Raw genomic sequence first — 16,561 nt, 5'->3', positions numbered from 1 at the left:
GGCCGGTTGAATGTTCTAGCTTGTAGAAGCAGGTATAGCCGACGGCAACGGAGGGCATCGATGGATCATCGTACAAAAGGTTTCACGCTGCCCGAACTGTTGGCTGCGGTCGCCGTGCTGGTGATCCTCATCACCCTGGCGGTGCCAGGCTTCACTCGCTCGATCCAGAGCAGCAAGGCCGACACCGAAATGGGCGACCTGCAGCGCGCCATCAACTACGCGCGGCTGGAGGCGATTGATCGCGGCGTGACCACACGCTTGCGCCCGAGCGCCGGCGGCAGCGTGTGGACCGGCGAATTGTCGGTCTACGACAGTACTGGCACTTCGGCCAATGTATTACGGGTTGTTCCAGCGATGAGCAGCGGCGCGACTCTGACGCTACCCTCAGGAGTGACCGCACTGGATTTCAATAATCTGGGCGGCCTGGCGGCGCCGTCGACGGCGGTGGCCATCAGTTATGTGCTGGGAACACAAAGCAGGACGCTGAACGTGTGTCTGAACGGACGAATTCAATTGGGTGGAAGTTGCGGATGAGGGCAGGGAGCACACAGGCACAGGAGGGCATGTCGCTGATCGAGGTACTGGTCGCGTTGCTGATTCTGACCGTCGGCATATTGGGCGCGGCCGCCGTTCAAGTGAATGCGCTGAAGTACACCGACAGTTCCCGGATGACCAGTCAGGCGAGCTTCATCGCCTACGACATGATGGACCGCATCCGCGCCAATTCCGCTGCCGATTACACGGTCACGCCGCCGACCGCCGGCAACCTCAGCGTCGCCCGCGATCAGGATCTCTACGATTTCACCACCAACATCGTCAATTTCGGCGGGCCGACTGCCACCGGCACAATCACCCTCAATCAGCGGGTGTACACCATCACCATCAACTGGAATGACTCACGGGCGGCGAATGCCACCGGTACCACACGCAGTTTTGTCCTGACCAGCCGTGCCACGGTCGATCCGGTGGCCGGCCCATGAAGCACGCCAACCGGGGTTTCGGCCTGATCGAAATGCTCATCGCCCTGGCGCTCGGGCTGATCATCGTGCTGGGGGTGGTGCAGACGTTTCTCGCGGCCAAGAACACTTACGTCAGCCAGAACACCGCTGCCGCCATGCAGGAAGACGCACGTTTTGTCCTGAGCAAGATGATTCAGGAACTGCGTATGGTCGGCATGTTCGGCTGCCTGGGCACGATTACTGACGCGAGCTCGGCAGGGGATTTCAACGCGGCGCAGATCACCCCGATCAGTTGGGACAACAGCAACCTCAAGCTGACCCTGGTCACTGCCGATGTCGGTGGCAATGGTGGTACGCCAACCTGGACGGTGGTCTCCGATTGCCGCAACAGCGCCACGGCCTATACCGGGTTGCGGGCGGCGGCGAGCGGGCAGATCGCCTTTCCGATCCGCCGCTTGATCTACAGCTTCAGCAACAACCAGATTCTCATGGGCACCGGCAGCGGCACCCCGACCCAGCAGGTGCTGGTGAACAATGTCAGTGCGTTCAACGTCATGTTCGGTCTGGCGACGTCCGCCACCGATGTCGCGGCGTCCTCCTACAGCGCCAACCCCAGTGACCCGGCGCGCATCCGCAGTGTGCGTCTGAGTCTGACCCTCACCGACCCGAACAACCGGGTGGCCAATCAAACCTTCAACGTGGTTGCCGCTTTGCGCAACCGCTTGCAGTGAGGCCGGAATGATGAGGATCACGTTCAACCAGAGGCAAACCCAGCGCGGCATGGTGTTGCTGGTCAGTCTGGTGTTTCTGTTGCTGCTGACCTTGATCGGGCTGTCCTCGATGCAGAGTGCCAACCTGCAGGAGAAAATGGCCGGCAGTGTCAGCCTGCGCAATCAGTCGTTCCAGACCGCTGAGGCGGCGTTGCGCATCGGCGAGAGTGCGGTACAACTCGACAGTTATTCGCTGGCGGTGTGTGCCAGCGCCACGCAATGTGCGCCGCCAGCGGAGTCCTCGGTGGTCAGCGCGGCGGGGCTCAACTCGACCTCGGGGGTGACGTGGGTCGCCGCAGGTAACGGCTTCTATGGTGTGCAGAACATCGGTACCACGCTGACGGCGGTGAACGTGCCTAGCAACACCTCGGCGACCTTGTACCGAGTGACCGCAGTCGGCATCGCCGGTACTTCGCGCAGTGTGGTGGAGAGCGTCTATGCGAAGTATTGAGCGCTGCCGGACGTTGTTGGCGGGGATGCTGCTGAGCTTTTATCTGGCAGCGCCGGCTTATGCGTTCACGCCTTCCGACTCGCCGCTGCTGAGTGCCGCTGCGGTACCGCCCAACGTGATGTTGCTGATCGACGATTCCGGCAGCATGAACAGCATCATTTACGCGGCGGGATTCGATCCGACCGTCACACGCACCCCGGCCCGGCAATGTAATGCGTTGCTCGGGCTGTGCCTGAGTTCAACGGCGATCACTGGCGATCCGGTGTTTCTCTCGAACCTGCCGACCTCCGGTTGCTCCGGCGGCGCCTTCGCCTTCTACAACAACAGCGTCGCGCCGTTGTGCCTGAAACTGCCTGATCCGGTGGGCGGCGGCAATACTCGCTACACGGGGGACTACATCGCCTATGTGGTCGGGCTGGCGATCAACAACGGCACTCGCGACTTCACCACCGGGGCGATTCCCAACGACTATCGGATCAACGTCGCGCGCAACGTGTCCACCGCACTGGTCACCAGCAACCGTAACTTGCGCATGGGCCTGTCGACCTTCAACCCGGTGACCAGCAACAACCCCGGGAACGGTGGATACATCGCTCGTTCCATCAGTGATCTGTCGCCGGTCTCCGGCAGCGTGACCCAGGCGCAGGCCGACGCCAACTACAATGCGTTGATTTCGGCGATCGGTGGTTTGGGGGCCGTGGCCAACACGCCATTGGCGGAAACCTATTACGAAATCACCCGGTACATGCGCGGCATGACGCCGTACTACAACAGCACACCCACCACTTACACCAGTCCGATCCAGTACCGCTGCCAGAAGAACTATGGCGTAGTGATCACCGACGGCCTTCCGACGTATGACCGCACGTTTCCCACCAATGACCCGTTGGGCGGAAGTCGCTTGCCGAACTGGGACGGCATCAACAATGACGGCAACAACCTCAATGGCGATAACGAGGGTGACACGCTGTATCTGGATGACATTGCCAAGTTTGCGTTCGACATCGACATGCGGTCGACAGGTACCGATCTCGCGGGCAAGAGCTGGGGCTCGGCGGATTTTCCCAAGCAGAACATGAACACCTACACCGTCGGCTTTACTGCCGACAACGACATGCTTTCCGACGCCGCTGCCTATGGGCAGGGCAAGTATTACCAGGCGAGCGACAGCACCGGTCTCAACAGTGCGCTGTCCTCGGCGTTGAGCGACATCACTTCCAAGGCCGGCTCCGGCGGCAGCGGTGTCACCAGCGGCACCACGCTGGCCAGTGGCACCAGTTATTTCCAGACCAGTTACGACCCCAGGGACTGGCGCGGCACGATCAAATCCTTTGGCTTCACTTCGGCTGGCGCGGTGAACACCTCGGCAGCGTTGTGGACCACCGATACCACCATCGTGCCGGGCGCGACCGCACCGACCTATCAATCCTGGAACACCAGCAGCAATGCCGCCGTGGCTCTGGCCTACGGCAACTTTTCCGCGACCCAACAGGCGACGCTCAGCCAGAGCCTGCCCACCGGCATCAGCGGCAGTGATCTGGTGGAGTGGAGCAAGGGCACCAACAAGACCGGGCTCAAGGTGCGCAGCGTGTTGCTCGGCGACATCATCAACTCGCCGCTGGTGCTGGCCTCGCCCAGCGACAAAACCGCCTCCGACCTGTCGGGCGACACCACCTACACCACTTACCTGACCACCAAAGCGGCGAACATGAATGCCAATCTGGTGGTGAACGCCAATGACGGTTTCGTCAACGTGATCAACTCGGCCAACGGCACTCGACGCTATGCCTACATGCCGTCCAGCGTGTTGCCGTCGATGCGGCTGATTGCCGATCCGGCGTACATCAATGGCGTCAGCCACAAGTTTCTGGTGGACGGCCAGGTCGGGGTCTACGATCTTCAGTTCAACAGTGCCTGGAAAACCGTGGCCATCGGCGGCACCGGTGCCGGCGGCAAGACCTTCTACGCGCTGCAGCTGTTCGACGCGTCTGCTGGCAATGTGCTCAATGCCCTATGGGAAGTCAGTGCACCTGCCACGGCGAACACTGCCAACGTATTCAATGATCTGGGTTACGCCTATGCCCGGCCGGAAGTGGCACGCTTGGCCGATGGTCGCTGGGCGGCATTCATTGCCAATGGTTATGGCAGCAACTCCGGGGTGGCGGCGTTGTATGTGCTGGATGTGCGTGACGGATCGTTGATCAAGAAGATCGTCATCGACAGCACTGAAACCACCAATGGTTTGTCGTCGGTGAAGCTCAAGGTCAATTCGTCGAACGTGGTGCAGGCCGCTTATGGCGGTGATCTGAAAGGGCGTCTGTGGAAATTCGATCTGAGCGCGACGTCGACCGACAGCTGGGGCGTGGCGTTTTCCGGCAAACCGCTGTTCACCACGGCGGGCGGGGCGACCCAGCCGATCACCGCGCAGCCGTTGCTGGCGGACAATTCGCTGGGGGGCAAACAGATCTTCGTCGGCACCGGCAAATTCAACGAGACCGCCGACAAGACCAACAAGGATTTGCAGGCGTTCTACTCGGTGTGGGACGCCGATGGTGGTTCCGGTCAGTTGACCGTCAGCAGCTTGCAGGCGCAAGCAGTGACCGGGGTGTTCTCCGGCAGCGCCGGACAGTTCATCACCACCAGCCAGAACGACACGACCTATCCGGCGGAGAAGGGCTGGTATCTGCCGTTGGTGTACAACAACGTGCTGACCGGCGAGCGGGTGATCAATCAGGCCAGTCTGGTACTCGGGCGCATCGTGTTTACCACCGCCAGTGTCGATACCACCGACCCGTGTGCCAGTTTCGGTACCGGCAAACTGGTCGAACTGGATGCGTTCAGCGGTAAGATGCTCAACTACGCGGTGCTCGACACCAACGCCGATGGCGTGGTCGACAGCAACGACACGATTTCCAGCGGCGTGGTGTTCACCGGCGGTATTCCAACCCTGAACTCCATCGTCAACGGCGCGACGCGCAAGATCGTCAACGATTCCAGTGGCACCGTCACCACTCTGGTGGAAAAATCCGGCGGCGGCAGCCGTCGTATCATGTGGCGACAAATACAGTAAGTGAGAGTTTGAGGCATGCGCAGATTCAACCGGGGCTTCACCCTGATCGAAATCATGATCGTGATTGCGATCATCGGGATCATCATCACCATCGCCGCACCGAGCTACACCGAATACCTGAAAAAGGGCCGCCGCGCCGAAGTGGTGTCGCTGCTCTCGGAACAGGCGCAGATCCTCGAGCGCTTCTACACCAAGAACAATGTTTATACCGGTATCACCGGGCTGAGCACGGGCAATGATTTCTACACCATCACCCCGACCATCGCTGACCAGACCTTCCTGCTGACGGCCACCCGCAAGGCCGGCACGACCATGGCCACCGACAAGTGCGGGGATTTCACCCTGACCAACACCGGCGTCAGAAGTATGAACAACGCAACCACCGGGCTGACCACCAAGGATTGCTGGGGCCGCTGAGGTACCTTCTCAAGGGCGCCTTTTTTGCGCCCACTGTCTTTTTTACGGTTGGATCAAACATGACCAGGCAACAGCAAGTGGTGATTGTCGGTGGCGGGGTGATTGGCCTGCTGACCGCCTACAACCTCGCCTCAGAAGTGCGCAGCGTGGTGCTGCTGGATCGTTCGAATGTCGGTCAGGAGTCGTCCTGGGCCGGCGGCGGTATCGTTTCGCCGCTGTACCCGTGGCGCTATAGCCCGGCAGTCACCGCGCTGGCGCATTGGTCGCAGGATTTTTATCCACAGCTGGGCGAGCGGCTGTTTGCCGATACCGGGGTTGATCCCGAAGTGCACACCACCGGCCTGTACTGGCTGGATCTGGATGATGAAGCCGAGGCACTGGCCTGGGCCGAACGGGAAAACCGTCCGCTGCGGGCTGTGGATATTTCGGCGGCGCACGACGCGGTGCCGGTGCTGGGTGGCGGATTCTCCCGGGCGATCTACATGGCCGATGTGGCCAATGTGCGTAACCCGCGCCTGGTCAAATCGTTGAAAGCCGCTTTGCTGGCGCTGCCGAACGTGACCATCCACGAGCAATGCGAAGTCAGCGGGTTTGTTCGCGAAGGCGGGCGAGTGGTAGGCGTCGAGACGTCCAAAGGCCTGATCCGCGGCGAGCAGATCGTGCTGACGGCCGGGGCATGGAGCGGTGATCTGCTCAAGACATTGGATCTGACGCTGCCGGTCGAGCCGGTCAAGGGCCAGATGATTCTCTACAAGTGTGCAGCGGATTTCCTGCCGAGCATGGTGCTGGCCAAGGGGCGTTATGCGATTCCGCGTCGCGACGGGCACATTCTGATCGGTAGTACGCTGGAGCACGAAGGCTACGACAAGACGCCGACCGATGTCGCGCTGGAGAGCCTCAAGGCTTCGGCGGTCGAGCTGCTGCCGGCGCTGGCGGATGCCGAAGTGGTGGGACACTGGGCCGGTTTGCGTCCGGGCTCGCCTGAGGGGATTCCGTATATTGGCCGGGTGCCGGGGTTTGAGGGTTTGTGGCTGAACTGCGGGCATTACCGCAACGGGCTGGTGCTGGCGCCGGCGTCATGTCAGTTGTTTGCCGATGTGATGCTGGGGCGTGCGCCGATTATTGATCCGGCGCCGTATGCGCCTGAAGGTCGCATTTAGTCAGATTTTTCTCTGCTGGCTGGCAGACCGCTTTCGCGAGCAAGCCCGCTCCCACATTGGATCTGCGGTGAACACAAATTGTGTGAACAACCGAGATCTATTGTGGGAGCGGGCTTGCTCGCGAAGGGGCCCTCAATCCAGGCCCAGTTTCTTCAGCCGATAACGCATCGACCTGAACGACAGACTCAACCGCTGCGCCGCCGCCGTACGATTCCAGCGCGTTTCCTCCAGCGCCTGCAGGATCAGCTTGCGCTCGACGTTTTCCAGATAGTCCTCAAGGTTATCGATCTGCGTCAGGTCGGCAATACCGCCCTCGACCGTGCAATTACCTTCGCTGAGACGCAGATCTGCGGCCTCGATCAACTGGTTTTCACACAGCGTGTGCGCCCGTTCAAGGACGTTTTCCAGCTCCCGAACATTCCCCGGGAAACGGTAACTCTTCAGCGCCTCAAGCGCCTGCGGGTGCAAACGAGCCGCTGCGCGGCCGCTGCCTGCCGCCAGACGCTGGAGCATGTGCGCCGCCAGCACTTCGATGTCATCGCGCCGTTCGCGCAGGGATGGCACACGCAGTTCGATCACATTCAAGCGGTAATACAGGTCCTGGCGAAAACGCCCGGCGGCGACCTCGGCGTCGAGATCCTTGTGGGTGGCGCAAAGAATGCGCACATCGACCACCGTTTCCTGCTGGCCGCCGACGCTGCGCACGGCTTTCTCCTGAATCGCCCGCAGCAATTTCACCTGCATCGACAGCGGCAGGTCCGCCACTTCGTCGAGAAACAGGGTGCCGCCGTGTGCGGCCTGGAACAGCCCAGGTTTGTCCTCCACTGCGCCGGTGAAGCTGCCTTTGCGATGACCAAAAAATTCGCTTTCCATCAGCTCCGACGGAATCGCCCCGCAATTGACCGGCACAAACGGCTTGCCGGCGCGTGGTCCCTGTTCGTGGATCAGCCGCGCGACCAGTTCTTTGCCGCTGCCCGACTCTCCACTGATGTAGACCGGTGCCTGACTGCGCGCCAGTTTGTCGATCTGTTTGCGCAGATTGCGCATCGGTGGCGAATCACCGAGCAGGCGCCGGTCGATCGAGGTGACGCTGCCTCCGGCTGCCGGCATGCGCAACGCAGTGCTGGCCAGTTCGCGCAGGCGCGTCAGATCAACCGGCTTGGTCAGGAAGTCGAAGGCCCCGGCTTTCAAGGCGTTGATCGCTGTTTCCAGACTGCCGTACGCGGTGATCATCGCCACCGGCAGTTGTGGATAACGTTGCTGGATGTGCTGCACCAGGTCCAGCCCCGTGCCGTCGGGCAGGCGCATGTCGGTCAGGCACAGGTCGAAGGTGTTGTTGTGCAACAGCGCCTGGGCTTCGCCGAGGTTGCGTGCACTTAGAGTGTCGAGTTTCATCCGACCCAGGGTGATTTCCAGGAGTTCGCGGATATCCGGCTCGTCATCGACGATAAGGATTTTTTGCCGTGGGCTCGTGTTCAACTTTGTTTCCGTCCGTGAGCAAAGGTGATGCGAAAGCAGCCGCCGCCTTGGCGTGGTTTGAAGTCTAGGCGCGCCTGGTTGCTTTCGCACAGCTCACGGGACAGATAAAGCCCAAGGCCGGTGCCCTGGCTACTGGTGGTGAAGAACGGCTCGAACAGATCGGCCTGCTGATCGGGTGGTACACCGGGGCCGTTGTCCTGCACTTCGAGCACCGCCAACTGGCTGTCGGGGTCGATGAACAGTGCCAGCCAGACCTCGGCCTGCTCGTGCAGCAGGGCACTGTGCCGCCAGCCGTTGCGTAACAGATTGTCGAGAATTTGCGTGAGCTGGTCGGGGTCCATCAATGTGATGAAGTCCCCGGAGTTGATCCGCAAATGAATCGACTGGCGCTCAGTCGCCTGTTCGCGGCTCTCGCAGACGAAGCGTTCCAGCCACGGTTTGAGATCCAGGCGTTGCGGAGCGCTCTGCTGGCGGCGCGACAGTTGCAGGACGTTTTCGATGACTCGGTTCATGCGCTGGGAGTGGTCTTGAATGATCTGCGTCAGACGCCGATCCGCGCCATCGAGTTCCTCGGACTCACCCAATAGCTGCGCGGCGTGACTGATGGCGCCCAGCGGGTTACGGATTTCATGGGCGATGCCGGCGGTCAGGCGCCCGAGCGCGGCGAGCTTGAGTTGCTGGGCTTGCTGGGCGACTTGTGCAAGGTCTTCGAGAAACACCAGGGTTTGCTGGTTCGGACTCTGTGCGAGGGCGATGAAGTTCGGTTGCAGTTCCAGGCCGTTGCCGGGAATCTTCAGGCTCTGCGGGCGCAGGGTCGGGTTGCTCAGCCACAGTTGCAGGCGCTCGACCAGTGCCGGCGAGTAGTCATCGATCAAATGCCCCTCAAGGTGCGACTGCGCCAGCAGGCTTTTCGCGCTGTGATTGGCCAGTTGCACCCGGCGCTGGTCATCGAGCACCAGGATGCCGGTGCGCATGCGCTGCAGAATCAGGGCGTTGAGGGCTTCGAGGCCGACCACTTCGCTGGCGCGCTGTTCGGCGAGGTTTTCGCTGACTTCCAGGCGCCTGACCAGCCCCTGTACCAGCAGTGAAGCGGCAAAACACAAGGCGCCCAGGGTTCCGGCTTGCAGGTAATTGTTGGCGCTCAGGGGGTGGTTGAAACTCAGCAGGAAACTTGCACCAATGATACCGAGAGCGCTGATGGCGGCTATCAGCAAGCCGATGCGTCGGCGCAGCAGGGTGTTGGCGATCGCCACCGAGACAATCAGCAAGTTACCGATGGCGCTGGCCACGCCGCCCGCCGCGTAGAACAGGCCGCACAGCAAGAGCACATCGACCAGCGCCAGGGTGAACAGCTGCGCCGGGCGGCGGGTGTTCTCCAGGAACACCACCAGCAGAATGTTCAGCACCAGATACAACCAGCTGCCGCTGCGCAGCAGTTCGTCGTCGGCCGACGTCAGCAGGCGGTTGTCCATGTTGCTGGAGATCAGCAGCACCAGGGTGATGCCGACGCTTAAACGGTAGAGATGATAGAGGCGCAGCAGGCGCTGCGCCTGTTTACTGTCGGCGTTGGCGGCCTCAGCGATCACTGGTGCCTGGGCCTTGCTCAAGGTGAGCCTGGCTGCAATACCACTGTTGCTTAAGGTTCAGCGCGCGATCGCGCGGCAGGTGCACGCCGCAATGGGCGCAACGCACCATCGGCGCGGCGTCTTGCTCGCGGGGCGATTGGGCAGACGCGGAGGGCGCCTTGAATTTGCGCCACAGCCATACTGCAGCGAAAATCAGGACAATCCAGAACAGTAAACGAAGCATGATGGGCGGCTTTTCGGCTAATGATTCGGCAGTTTAGCCAAGGAGTCGTCAGGCGCACAGACTATTAACGCCCGGCAATGAAAAAGGGAGATCCGCAGATCTCCCTTTTTTGTGTACCCGGTGTGATCAGTCGAAGATGCCGAAAGTCATGTAGCTGAACCACGAGCGGTCGTCGTTGTTGCCGGCGGCTTCGTGAGTTTCTTCGATCACTTCGCCGTTTTCGTCTTTTGGCTTGAGCTCATTCGGGATTGCGTCTTTTGCATCCTGGAACTGCTTCTGCACGTCCTGGTTGGCGCGGGTTTCTCCCGGCGGCAGCGGCGGACGCGACTCGATCAGGCCCAAAGTCGCCTTGCTCAGGAACGAACGGTTGTCGGCTTCGGCGACCGATGGCACGAACTGACCGTCCTTCAGGCTCGGGTGGTTCGGGTAGTTGAGCTTCAGGGTTTCCAGACTGGTGGCGGCCAGCTCGTCCAGGTGCAGACGCTGGTAAGCCTCGGTCATCACCGCCAGGCCGTCGCCGACCGATGGGGTTTCCTGGAAGTTTTCCACTACATAGCGGCCACGGTTGGCGGCGGCGACGTAGGCCTGACGGGTCAGGTAGTAGTCGGCTACGTGGATTTCGTAGGCCGCCAGCAGGTTGCGCAGATAGATCATGCGCTGCTTGGCGTCCGGCGCGTAGCGGCTGTTCGGGTAGCGGCTGGTCAGCTGCGCGAACTCGTTGTACGAGTCGCGGGCAGCGCCCGGGTCACGCTTGGTCATGTCCAACGGCAGGAAGCGCGCCAGCAGGCCGACGTCCTGGTCGAAAGAGGTCAGACCCTTGAGGTAATACGCGTAATCCACGTTCGGATGCTGCGGATGCAAACGAATGAAACGCTCGGCGGCGGACTTTGCAGCTTCCGGCTCGGCGTTCTTGTAGTTGGCGTAGATCAACTCCAGCTGTGCCTGATCGGCGTAGCGACCGAACGGATAACGCGACTCCAGGGCCTTCAGCTTGGCTGTGGCGCTGGTGTAGCTGTTGTTGTCCAGGTCAGTCTGAGCCTGCTGATACAGCTCGGCTTCGCTGAGGTTTTCGTCTACGACTTCCTTCGATGAGCAAGCAGCGGTCAATGCGAGGATGGCGATCAGCAGCAGGTGTTTCACTTGCATGGCGGCTTGCGTCCCTATGACGGCCGCTGTCTTGGGCGGGGCCGTCCTGTTATGATGAGCGCCCCGTTGAAAAGCCTCGGGGCAAAAGACGCCGTATTTAACCACAAGCGCGCAGCCGAAACCAAAGGCTGTGCCGACGCCCAGTCAGAGCATGTCCGATAAAATTGAACTTCGCGCAGAGGTGCCGTCCGATTTGGGCGGCCAACGCCTCGATCAAGTCGCCGCCCAACTCTTCGCTGAGCACTCTCGCTCGCGCCTTTCCGCCTGGATCAAAGAAGGTCGCCTGACTGTGGACGGGGCGGTCATCCGCCCGCGCGACATCGTTCATGGCGGTGCCATCCTTGAGCTGACTGCCGAGCAGGAAGCCCAGGGCGAGTGGATCGCCCAGGACATCGAACTCGACATCGTCTATGAAGACGACGACATCCTGGTGATCAACAAGCCTGCGGGCCTGGTGGTGCACCCGGCTGCCGGTCACGCCGATGGCACCTTGCTCAATGCCTTGCTGCACCACGTGCCGGACATCATCAATGTCCCGCGCGCCGGTATCGTGCATCGCCTGGACAAGGACACCACCGGTCTGATGGTGGTGGCCAAGACCATTCAGGCGCAGACCAAGCTCGTTGCCCAGCTGCAAAGCCGCAGCGTCAGCCGGATCTACGAGTGCATCGTGATTGGTGTCGTGACCGCCGGGGGCAAGATCAACGCCCCGATCGGCCGTCACGGCCAGCAGCGCCAACGCATGGCAGTGATGGAAGGCGGCAAGCCGGCCGTCAGTCACTACCGCGTGCTGGAGCGTTTCCGTTCGCACACGCACGTGCGGGTCAAACTGGAAACCGGCCGGACTCACCAGATCCGTGTGCACATGTCGCACATCAACTTCCCGTTGGTCGGCGACCCTGCGTACGGCGGGCGTTTCCGTATTCCGCCTGCTGCGAACCCGACCATGGTCGAATCGCTCAAGCACTTCCCGCGTCAGGCATTGCACGCGCGCTTCCTTGAACTGGATCATCCGACCAGCGGTGAGCGCATGAGCTGGGAATCGCCGCTGCCGGAAGATTTCGTCTGGCTGCTGACCCTGCTCAAGCAGGATCGCGAGGCATTCGTCGGATGAACTGGCTGACGCCGGACTGGCCAGCGCCGGCCAGCGTCAGGGCCTGTGTCACCACCCGCGAGGGGGGTGTCAGCGAGGCACCGTTCGACAGCCTCAATCTGGGCGATCACGTCGATGATCGTCCGGAAGCAGTAGCCGAGAATCGTCGGCGTCTGACCGAACACTTCTCGATCAAGCCTGCCTGGTTGCAGCAAGTGCACGGAATTGACGTGGCTCATGCTGATCCGGGCGTGGTCGCCACCGCCGACGCCAGTTGGACGGCAACTCCCGGGGTTGCCTGCACGGCGATGACCGCGGATTGCCTGCCGGCATTGTTCTGCAACCGTGCCGGCACTCGCGTCGCGGCGGCCCATGCCGGCTGGCGCGGGTTGGCGGCGGGCGTACTTGAAGCCACCCTCGATCATCTCGACACCGCTGCGGCGGACGTGCTGGTCTGGCTCGGCCCGGCCATCGGCCCGAAAGCCTTCGAAGTCGGGCCGGAAGTACGCGAAGTCTTCGTCAGTCAATTGCCCGAAGCGGCAGCCGCCTTCGTGCCCAGCCACAATGCTGGCAAGTTCATGGCTGACATTTATCTGCTGGCGCGCCTGCGTCTGGCTGAACGCGGTGTCACCGCGGTTTATGGCGGCGGTTTCTGCACCGTGACCGACCCGCGCTTCTTTTCTTACCGCCGTGCGTCGCGCACAGGTCGGTTCGCCTCCTTAATCTGGCTCACCCGCTAGACTGACTGATCTGCATCAACTGTCCGCCGCTTGAATCTCCCAGAATCGACCACATCTACAGTGGTATCTGGCAGGTTTCTTTATTCAGGATGGTTTTTAGGTCCGGCCTGCTCAAAAGGAAGGTGACCCCATGCGTATAGACCGTTTAACCAGCAAACTTCAGTTGGCGTTGTCCGACGCCCAATCCCTGGCTGTCGGCCACGATCATCCGGCCATCGAGCCGGCGCACTTGATGCAAGCCATGCTTGAACAACAGGGTGGTTCGATCAAACCCCTGTTGATGCAAGTGGGCTTCGACGTCAACAGCTTGCGCAAAGAGCTGACCAAAGAGCTCGACCAATTACCGAAAATCCAGAACCCGACCGGCGACGTGAACATGTCGCAGGATCTGGCGCGCCTGCTCAATCAGGCGGATCGTCTGGCCCAGCAGAAGGGCGACCAGTTCATTTCCAGCGAACTGGTGCTGCTCGCCGCGATGGACGAGAACAGCAAGCTCGGCAAATTGCTGCTCGGCCAGGGCGTGAGCAAGAAAGCCCTGGAAAACGCGATCAACAACCTGCGCGGCGGTGAGGCGGTGAATGACGCCAACCACGAAGAGTCGCGTCAGGCGCTGGATAAATACACCGTCGACCTGACCAAGCGTGCCGAAGAAGGCAAGCTCGATCCGGTGATCGGCCGTGACGACGAAATTCGCCGCACCATTCAGGTTCTACAGCGTCGCACCAAGAACAACCCGGTGCTGATCGGTGAACCTGGCGTGGGTAAAACCGCGATTGCCGAGGGTCTGGCCCAGCGCATCATCAACGGCGAAGTGCCGGACGGCCTCAAGGGTAAACGTCTGCTGTCGCTGGACATGGGCGCGCTGATTGCCGGTGCCAAGTATCGCGGTGAGTTCGAAGAGCGCCTGAAAGCGTTGCTCAATGAGCTGTCGAAGCAGGAAGGGCAGATCATTCTGTTCATCGACGAATTGCACACCATGGTCGGCGCCGGTAAGGGCGAAGGCTCGATGGATGCCGGCAACATGCTCAAACCGGCACTGGCGCGCGGTGAGATGCACTGCGTCGGCGCAACCACGCTCAACGAGTACCGCCAATATATAGAGAAGGATGCGGCGCTTGAGCGGCGTTTCCAGAAAGTCCTGGTGGACGAGCCGAGTGAAGAAGACACCATCGCCATCTTGCGTGGCCTCAAGGAGCGTTATGAGGTTCACCATAAAGTGGCGATCACCGACGGCGCGATTATCGCCGCGGCCAAGCTCAGCCATCGTTACATCACTGACCGGCAACTGCCGGACAAGGCCATCGACCTGATCGACGAGGCCGCCAGCCGTATTCGCATGGAGATCGACTCCAAGCCGGAAGTGCTGGATCGTCTGGAGCGTCGCCTGATTCAGCTCAAGGTTGAATCTCAGGCACTGAAGAAAGAAAGCGATGAAGCGGCGATGAAACGCCTGGAAAAACTCCAGGAAGAAATCGTCCGCCTCGAGCGTGAGTACTCGGATCTGGAAGAAATCTGGAACTCGGAAAAAGCCGAGGTACAGGGTTCGGCGCAGATTCAGCAAAAGATCGAGCAGTCGCGTCAGGAGCTGGAAGCGGCACGTCGTAAAGGCGACCTCAACCGCATGGCCGAATTGCAGTACGGGGTGATCCCGGATCTGGAGCGCAGCCTGCAAATGGTCGACCAGCACGGCAAGAGCGAAAACCAGTTGCTGCGCAGCAAGGTGACCGAAGAGGAAATCGCCGAAGTCGTTTCGAAGTGGACCGGTATTCCGGTGTCGAAAATGCTTGAAGGCGAGCGCGACAAGCTGATGAAGATGGAAAGCCTGTTGCACCAGCGTGTGATCGGTCAGGACGAAGCGGTGGTTGCGGTCGCCAACGCGGTACGCCGCTCGCGTGCCGGGCTGGCGGATCCGAATCGTCCAAGCGGCTCGTTCATGTTCCTCGGCCCGACCGGTGTCGGTAAAACCGAGCTGTGCAAGGCGCTGGCCGAATTCCTCTTTGATACTGAAGAGGCGATGGTGCGGATCGACATGTCCGAGTTCATGGAGAAACATTCCGTGGCACGGCTGATCGGCGCACCACCAGGCTATGTTGGCTACGAGGAGGGTGGTTACCTGACCGAAGCGGTGCGTCGCAAGCCTTACTCGGTGATCCTGCTGGATGAGGTCGAGAAGGCGCACCCGGACGTGTTCAACATCCTGCTGCAAGTGCTGGAGGACGGCCGTCTGACCGACAGTCACGGACGCACGGTGGATTTCCGCAATACCGTGATCGTCATGACGTCGAACCTCGGTTCGTCGCAGATTCAGGAACTGGTCGGTGACCGTGAGGCCCAGCGTGCAGCGGTGATGGACGCGCTGACGTCGCACTTCCGTCCGGAGTTCATCAACCGGGTCGACGAAGTGGTGATTTTCGAACCGCTGGCGCGGGATCAGATCGCGGGCATTACCGAGATCCAGCTGGGCCGTCTGCGCAGTCGTCTGGCCGAGCGCGAGCTGAAGCTGGAACTGAGTCCGGAAGCCATGGACAAGTTGATTGCCGTGGGTTACGACCCGGTGTATGGCGCACGTCCGCTCAAACGTGCGATCCAGCGCTGGATCGAAAACCCGTTGGCGCAGTTGATCCTGTCAGGGCATTTCCTGCCGGGCGATACGGCGACCGGCAAGGTCGTGAACGACGAAATCGTTTTCGACTGAGCGGCAAAGCCAATGAAATAAGGAAGGCCTCGCTTTGCGAGGCCTTTTTTTCGTTAGGCTGTTGAACTCTAAGGAAAAGGCTTGTAAAGTGCGCCCCGCAGTCAGTCACCCGCAGCATCTCAGCTCACTGAGCTGAAATCTGAAATAAGTTGCAAATCATTAACTTGAAAGCGATTTAGGGGGTTGACAGAGGTGTTCTAGGTTGTAGAATAGCGCGCCTCAGACACACGAACGCAGCGATGCGAACGACGTCTAAGAGCTGTAAGATTCACCGTTGTAAATTGAAATATGTAGTTCCGTGATAGCTCAGTCGGTAGAGCAAATGACTGTTAATCATTGGGTCCCAGGTTCGAGTCCTGGTCACGGAGCCAATTTCAAGCCGGGGTATAGCGCAGTCCGGTAGCGCGCCTGCTTTGGGAGCAGGATGTCAGGAGTTCGAATCCCCTTACCCCGACCATTTTTGGGTCGTTAGCTCAGTTGGTAGAGCAGTTGGCTTTTAACCAATTGGTCGTAGGTTCGAATCCCACACGACCCACCATTTTTGAAACCAGTTAAGGCTGGGATCGAATCTTAAGATCAGAGGCCAAAAGCGCTGATCGAAGAAGGCGATCTTTGAAAGGTCGCCTTTTTTTTACCGGGGTATAGCGCAGTCCGGTAGCGCGCCTGCTTTGGGAGCAGGATGTCAGGAGTTCGAATCCCCTTACCCCGACCATATTGAAAATCCTCGTATCGAAAGATACGGGGATTTTTTTGTCCTCGCAAAAGACAATTC

General features: G+C 60.4%; 14 protein-coding genes and 4 tRNA genes. 14 read left to right on the top strand and 4 right to left on the bottom strand.

What is annotated here, in order from left to right; all coding sequences use genetic code 11:
- Window positions 1-60: 60 nt before the first annotated feature.
- Genes AC27VU_RS23405 through thiO form a run of 7 tightly spaced genes read left to right on the top strand, consistent with a single transcriptional unit; the run spans window position 61 to window position 6,827 of the window.
- The gene (locus tag AC27VU_RS23405; RefSeq protein WP_488725015.1) at window positions 61-534 is read left to right on the top strand and encodes a GspH/FimT family pseudopilin; all 474 of its coding nucleotides are present in this window, start codon (window positions 61-63) and stop codon (window positions 532-534) included.
- A complete protein-coding gene (pilV, locus tag AC27VU_RS23400; RefSeq protein WP_003228332.1) occupies window positions 531-980 on the top strand; it encodes a type IV pilus modification protein PilV in 450 nt (149 codons plus the stop codon). Before AC27VU_RS23405 ends, pilV begins: the two co-directional genes overlap by 4 nt.
- Window positions 977-1,690, top strand: coding sequence for a PilW family protein (locus tag AC27VU_RS23395; protein WP_103485407.1), 714 nt, complete (start codon window positions 977-979; stop codon window positions 1,688-1,690). The genes pilV and AC27VU_RS23395 overlap by 4 nt, the downstream gene beginning before the upstream one ends.
- 10 nt (window positions 1,691-1,700) lie before the next feature.
- Window positions 1,701-2,180: a pilus assembly PilX family protein gene (locus tag AC27VU_RS23390; RefSeq protein WP_045122842.1), complete on the top strand. Its 480-nt coding sequence runs from the start codon at window positions 1,701-1,703 to the stop codon at window positions 2,178-2,180.
- Window positions 2,167-5,250 (top strand): pilus assembly protein, encoded by a 3,084-nt coding sequence (locus tag AC27VU_RS23385; RefSeq protein WP_488725014.1) that lies wholly within the window; start codon window positions 2,167-2,169, stop codon window positions 5,248-5,250. The genes AC27VU_RS23390 and AC27VU_RS23385 overlap by 14 nt, the downstream gene beginning before the upstream one ends.
- A 15-nt stretch (window positions 5,251-5,265) precedes the next feature.
- Window positions 5,266-5,667 (top strand): type IV pilin protein, encoded by a 402-nt coding sequence (locus AC27VU_RS23380; RefSeq protein ID WP_041065326.1) that lies wholly within the window; start codon window positions 5,266-5,268, stop codon window positions 5,665-5,667.
- A gap of 59 nt (window positions 5,668-5,726) precedes the next feature.
- Entirely contained in the window at window positions 5,727-6,827 is a 1,101-nt protein-coding gene (gene thiO / locus AC27VU_RS23375) for a glycine oxidase ThiO (RefSeq protein ID WP_262143294.1), read from the top strand.
- Window positions 6,828-6,959: 132 nt separating this feature from the next.
- On the opposite strand, the gene AC27VU_RS23370 is transcribed toward thiO, so the two are convergent.
- From AC27VU_RS23370 to AC27VU_RS23355, 4 genes are all read right to left on the bottom strand, one after another.
- Window positions 6,960-8,306: a sigma-54-dependent transcriptional regulator gene (locus AC27VU_RS23370; RefSeq protein WP_488725013.1), complete on the bottom strand. Its 1,347-nt coding sequence runs from the start codon at window positions 8,304-8,306 to the stop codon at window positions 6,960-6,962.
- Window positions 8,303-9,892 (bottom strand): sensor histidine kinase, encoded by a 1,590-nt coding sequence (locus tag AC27VU_RS23365; protein WP_488725019.1) that lies wholly within the window; start codon window positions 9,890-9,892, stop codon window positions 8,303-8,305. The genes AC27VU_RS23370 and AC27VU_RS23365 overlap by 4 nt, the downstream gene beginning before the upstream one ends.
- Window positions 9,882-10,115, bottom strand: a complete 234-nt coding sequence (locus AC27VU_RS23360; protein ID WP_488725012.1) for a PP0621 family protein — start codon at window positions 10,113-10,115, stop codon at window positions 9,882-9,884. Before AC27VU_RS23360 ends, AC27VU_RS23365 begins: the two co-directional genes overlap by 11 nt.
- A 126-nt stretch (window positions 10,116-10,241) precedes the next feature.
- Window positions 10,242-11,261: an outer membrane protein assembly factor BamD gene (locus tag AC27VU_RS23355; protein ID WP_003228317.1), complete on the bottom strand. Its 1,020-nt coding sequence runs from the start codon at window positions 11,259-11,261 to the stop codon at window positions 10,242-10,244.
- 151 nt (window positions 11,262-11,412) lie between these two features.
- Between AC27VU_RS23355 and rluD the strand changes: the two genes are divergently transcribed.
- The 7 genes from rluD to AC27VU_RS23320 all read left to right on the top strand — a co-directional run bounded on the left by rluD (window position 11,413) and on the right by AC27VU_RS23320 (window position 16,501).
- Complete coding sequence (gene rluD / locus AC27VU_RS23350; protein WP_003228314.1) at window positions 11,413-12,375, top strand: 23S rRNA pseudouridine(1911/1915/1917) synthase RluD; 963 nt, start codon at window positions 11,413-11,415, stop codon at window positions 12,373-12,375.
- Entirely contained in the window at window positions 12,372-13,094 is a 723-nt protein-coding gene (pgeF, locus tag AC27VU_RS23345) for a peptidoglycan editing factor PgeF (RefSeq protein ID WP_103521816.1), read from the top strand. The genes rluD and pgeF overlap by 4 nt, the downstream gene beginning before the upstream one ends.
- 130 nt (window positions 13,095-13,224) lie before the next feature.
- Window positions 13,225-15,789 (top strand): ATP-dependent chaperone ClpB, encoded by a 2,565-nt coding sequence (clpB, locus tag AC27VU_RS23340; protein ID WP_488725011.1) that lies wholly within the window; start codon window positions 13,225-13,227, stop codon window positions 15,787-15,789.
- 295 nt (window positions 15,790-16,084) lie between these two features.
- A tRNA-Asn gene (locus AC27VU_RS23335) sits at window positions 16,085-16,160 on the top strand.
- Window positions 16,161-16,169: 9 nt separating this feature from the next.
- Window positions 16,170-16,246: transfer RNA gene (locus AC27VU_RS23330), tRNA-Pro, on the top strand.
- Window positions 16,247-16,251: 5 nt separating this feature from the next.
- Window positions 16,252-16,327 (top strand) — tRNA-Lys (locus tag AC27VU_RS23325).
- A 97-nt stretch (window positions 16,328-16,424) separates the two neighbouring features.
- Window positions 16,425-16,501: transfer RNA gene (locus tag AC27VU_RS23320), tRNA-Pro, on the top strand.
- Window positions 16,502-16,561 lie beyond the last annotated feature (60 nt).

The organism is Pseudomonas sp. 14P5.3.2 (assembly GCF_057799175.1).
This window is presented reverse-complemented; position numbering and strand designations above follow the sequence as displayed.

Excerpts from the sequence above, each read along its gene's own strand:
- pgeF (WP_103521816.1), top strand. The coding sequence starts at position 12,372 with ATGAACTGGCTGACGCCGGACTGGCCAGCGCCGGCCAGCGTCAGGGCC.
- AC27VU_RS23395 (WP_103485407.1), top strand. The coding sequence starts at position 977 with ATGAAGCACGCCAACCGGGGTTTCGGCCTGATCGAAATGCTCATCGCC.
- AC27VU_RS23355 (WP_003228317.1), bottom strand. The coding sequence starts at position 11,261 with ATGCAAGTGAAACACCTGCTGCTGATCGCCATCCTCGCATTGACCGCT.
- AC27VU_RS23405 (WP_488725015.1), top strand. The coding sequence starts at position 61 with ATGGATCATCGTACAAAAGGTTTCACGCTGCCCGAACTGTTGGCTGCG.
- AC27VU_RS23360 (WP_488725012.1), bottom strand. The coding sequence starts at position 10,115 with ATGCTTCGTTTACTGTTCTGGATTGTCCTGATTTTCGCTGCAGTATGG.
- clpB (WP_488725011.1), top strand. The coding sequence starts at position 13,225 with ATGCGTATAGACCGTTTAACCAGCAAACTTCAGTTGGCGTTGTCCGAC.
- thiO (WP_262143294.1), top strand. The coding sequence starts at position 5,727 with ATGACCAGGCAACAGCAAGTGGTGATTGTCGGTGGCGGGGTGATTGGC.
- rluD (WP_003228314.1), top strand. The coding sequence starts at position 11,413 with ATGTCCGATAAAATTGAACTTCGCGCAGAGGTGCCGTCCGATTTGGGC.
- AC27VU_RS23380 (WP_041065326.1), top strand. The coding sequence starts at position 5,266 with ATGCGCAGATTCAACCGGGGCTTCACCCTGATCGAAATCATGATCGTG.
- AC27VU_RS23390 (WP_045122842.1), top strand. The coding sequence starts at position 1,701 with ATGAGGATCACGTTCAACCAGAGGCAAACCCAGCGCGGCATGGTGTTG.
- pilV (WP_003228332.1), top strand. The coding sequence starts at position 531 with ATGAGGGCAGGGAGCACACAGGCACAGGAGGGCATGTCGCTGATCGAG.
- AC27VU_RS23385 (WP_488725014.1), top strand. The coding sequence starts at position 2,167 with ATGCGAAGTATTGAGCGCTGCCGGACGTTGTTGGCGGGGATGCTGCTG.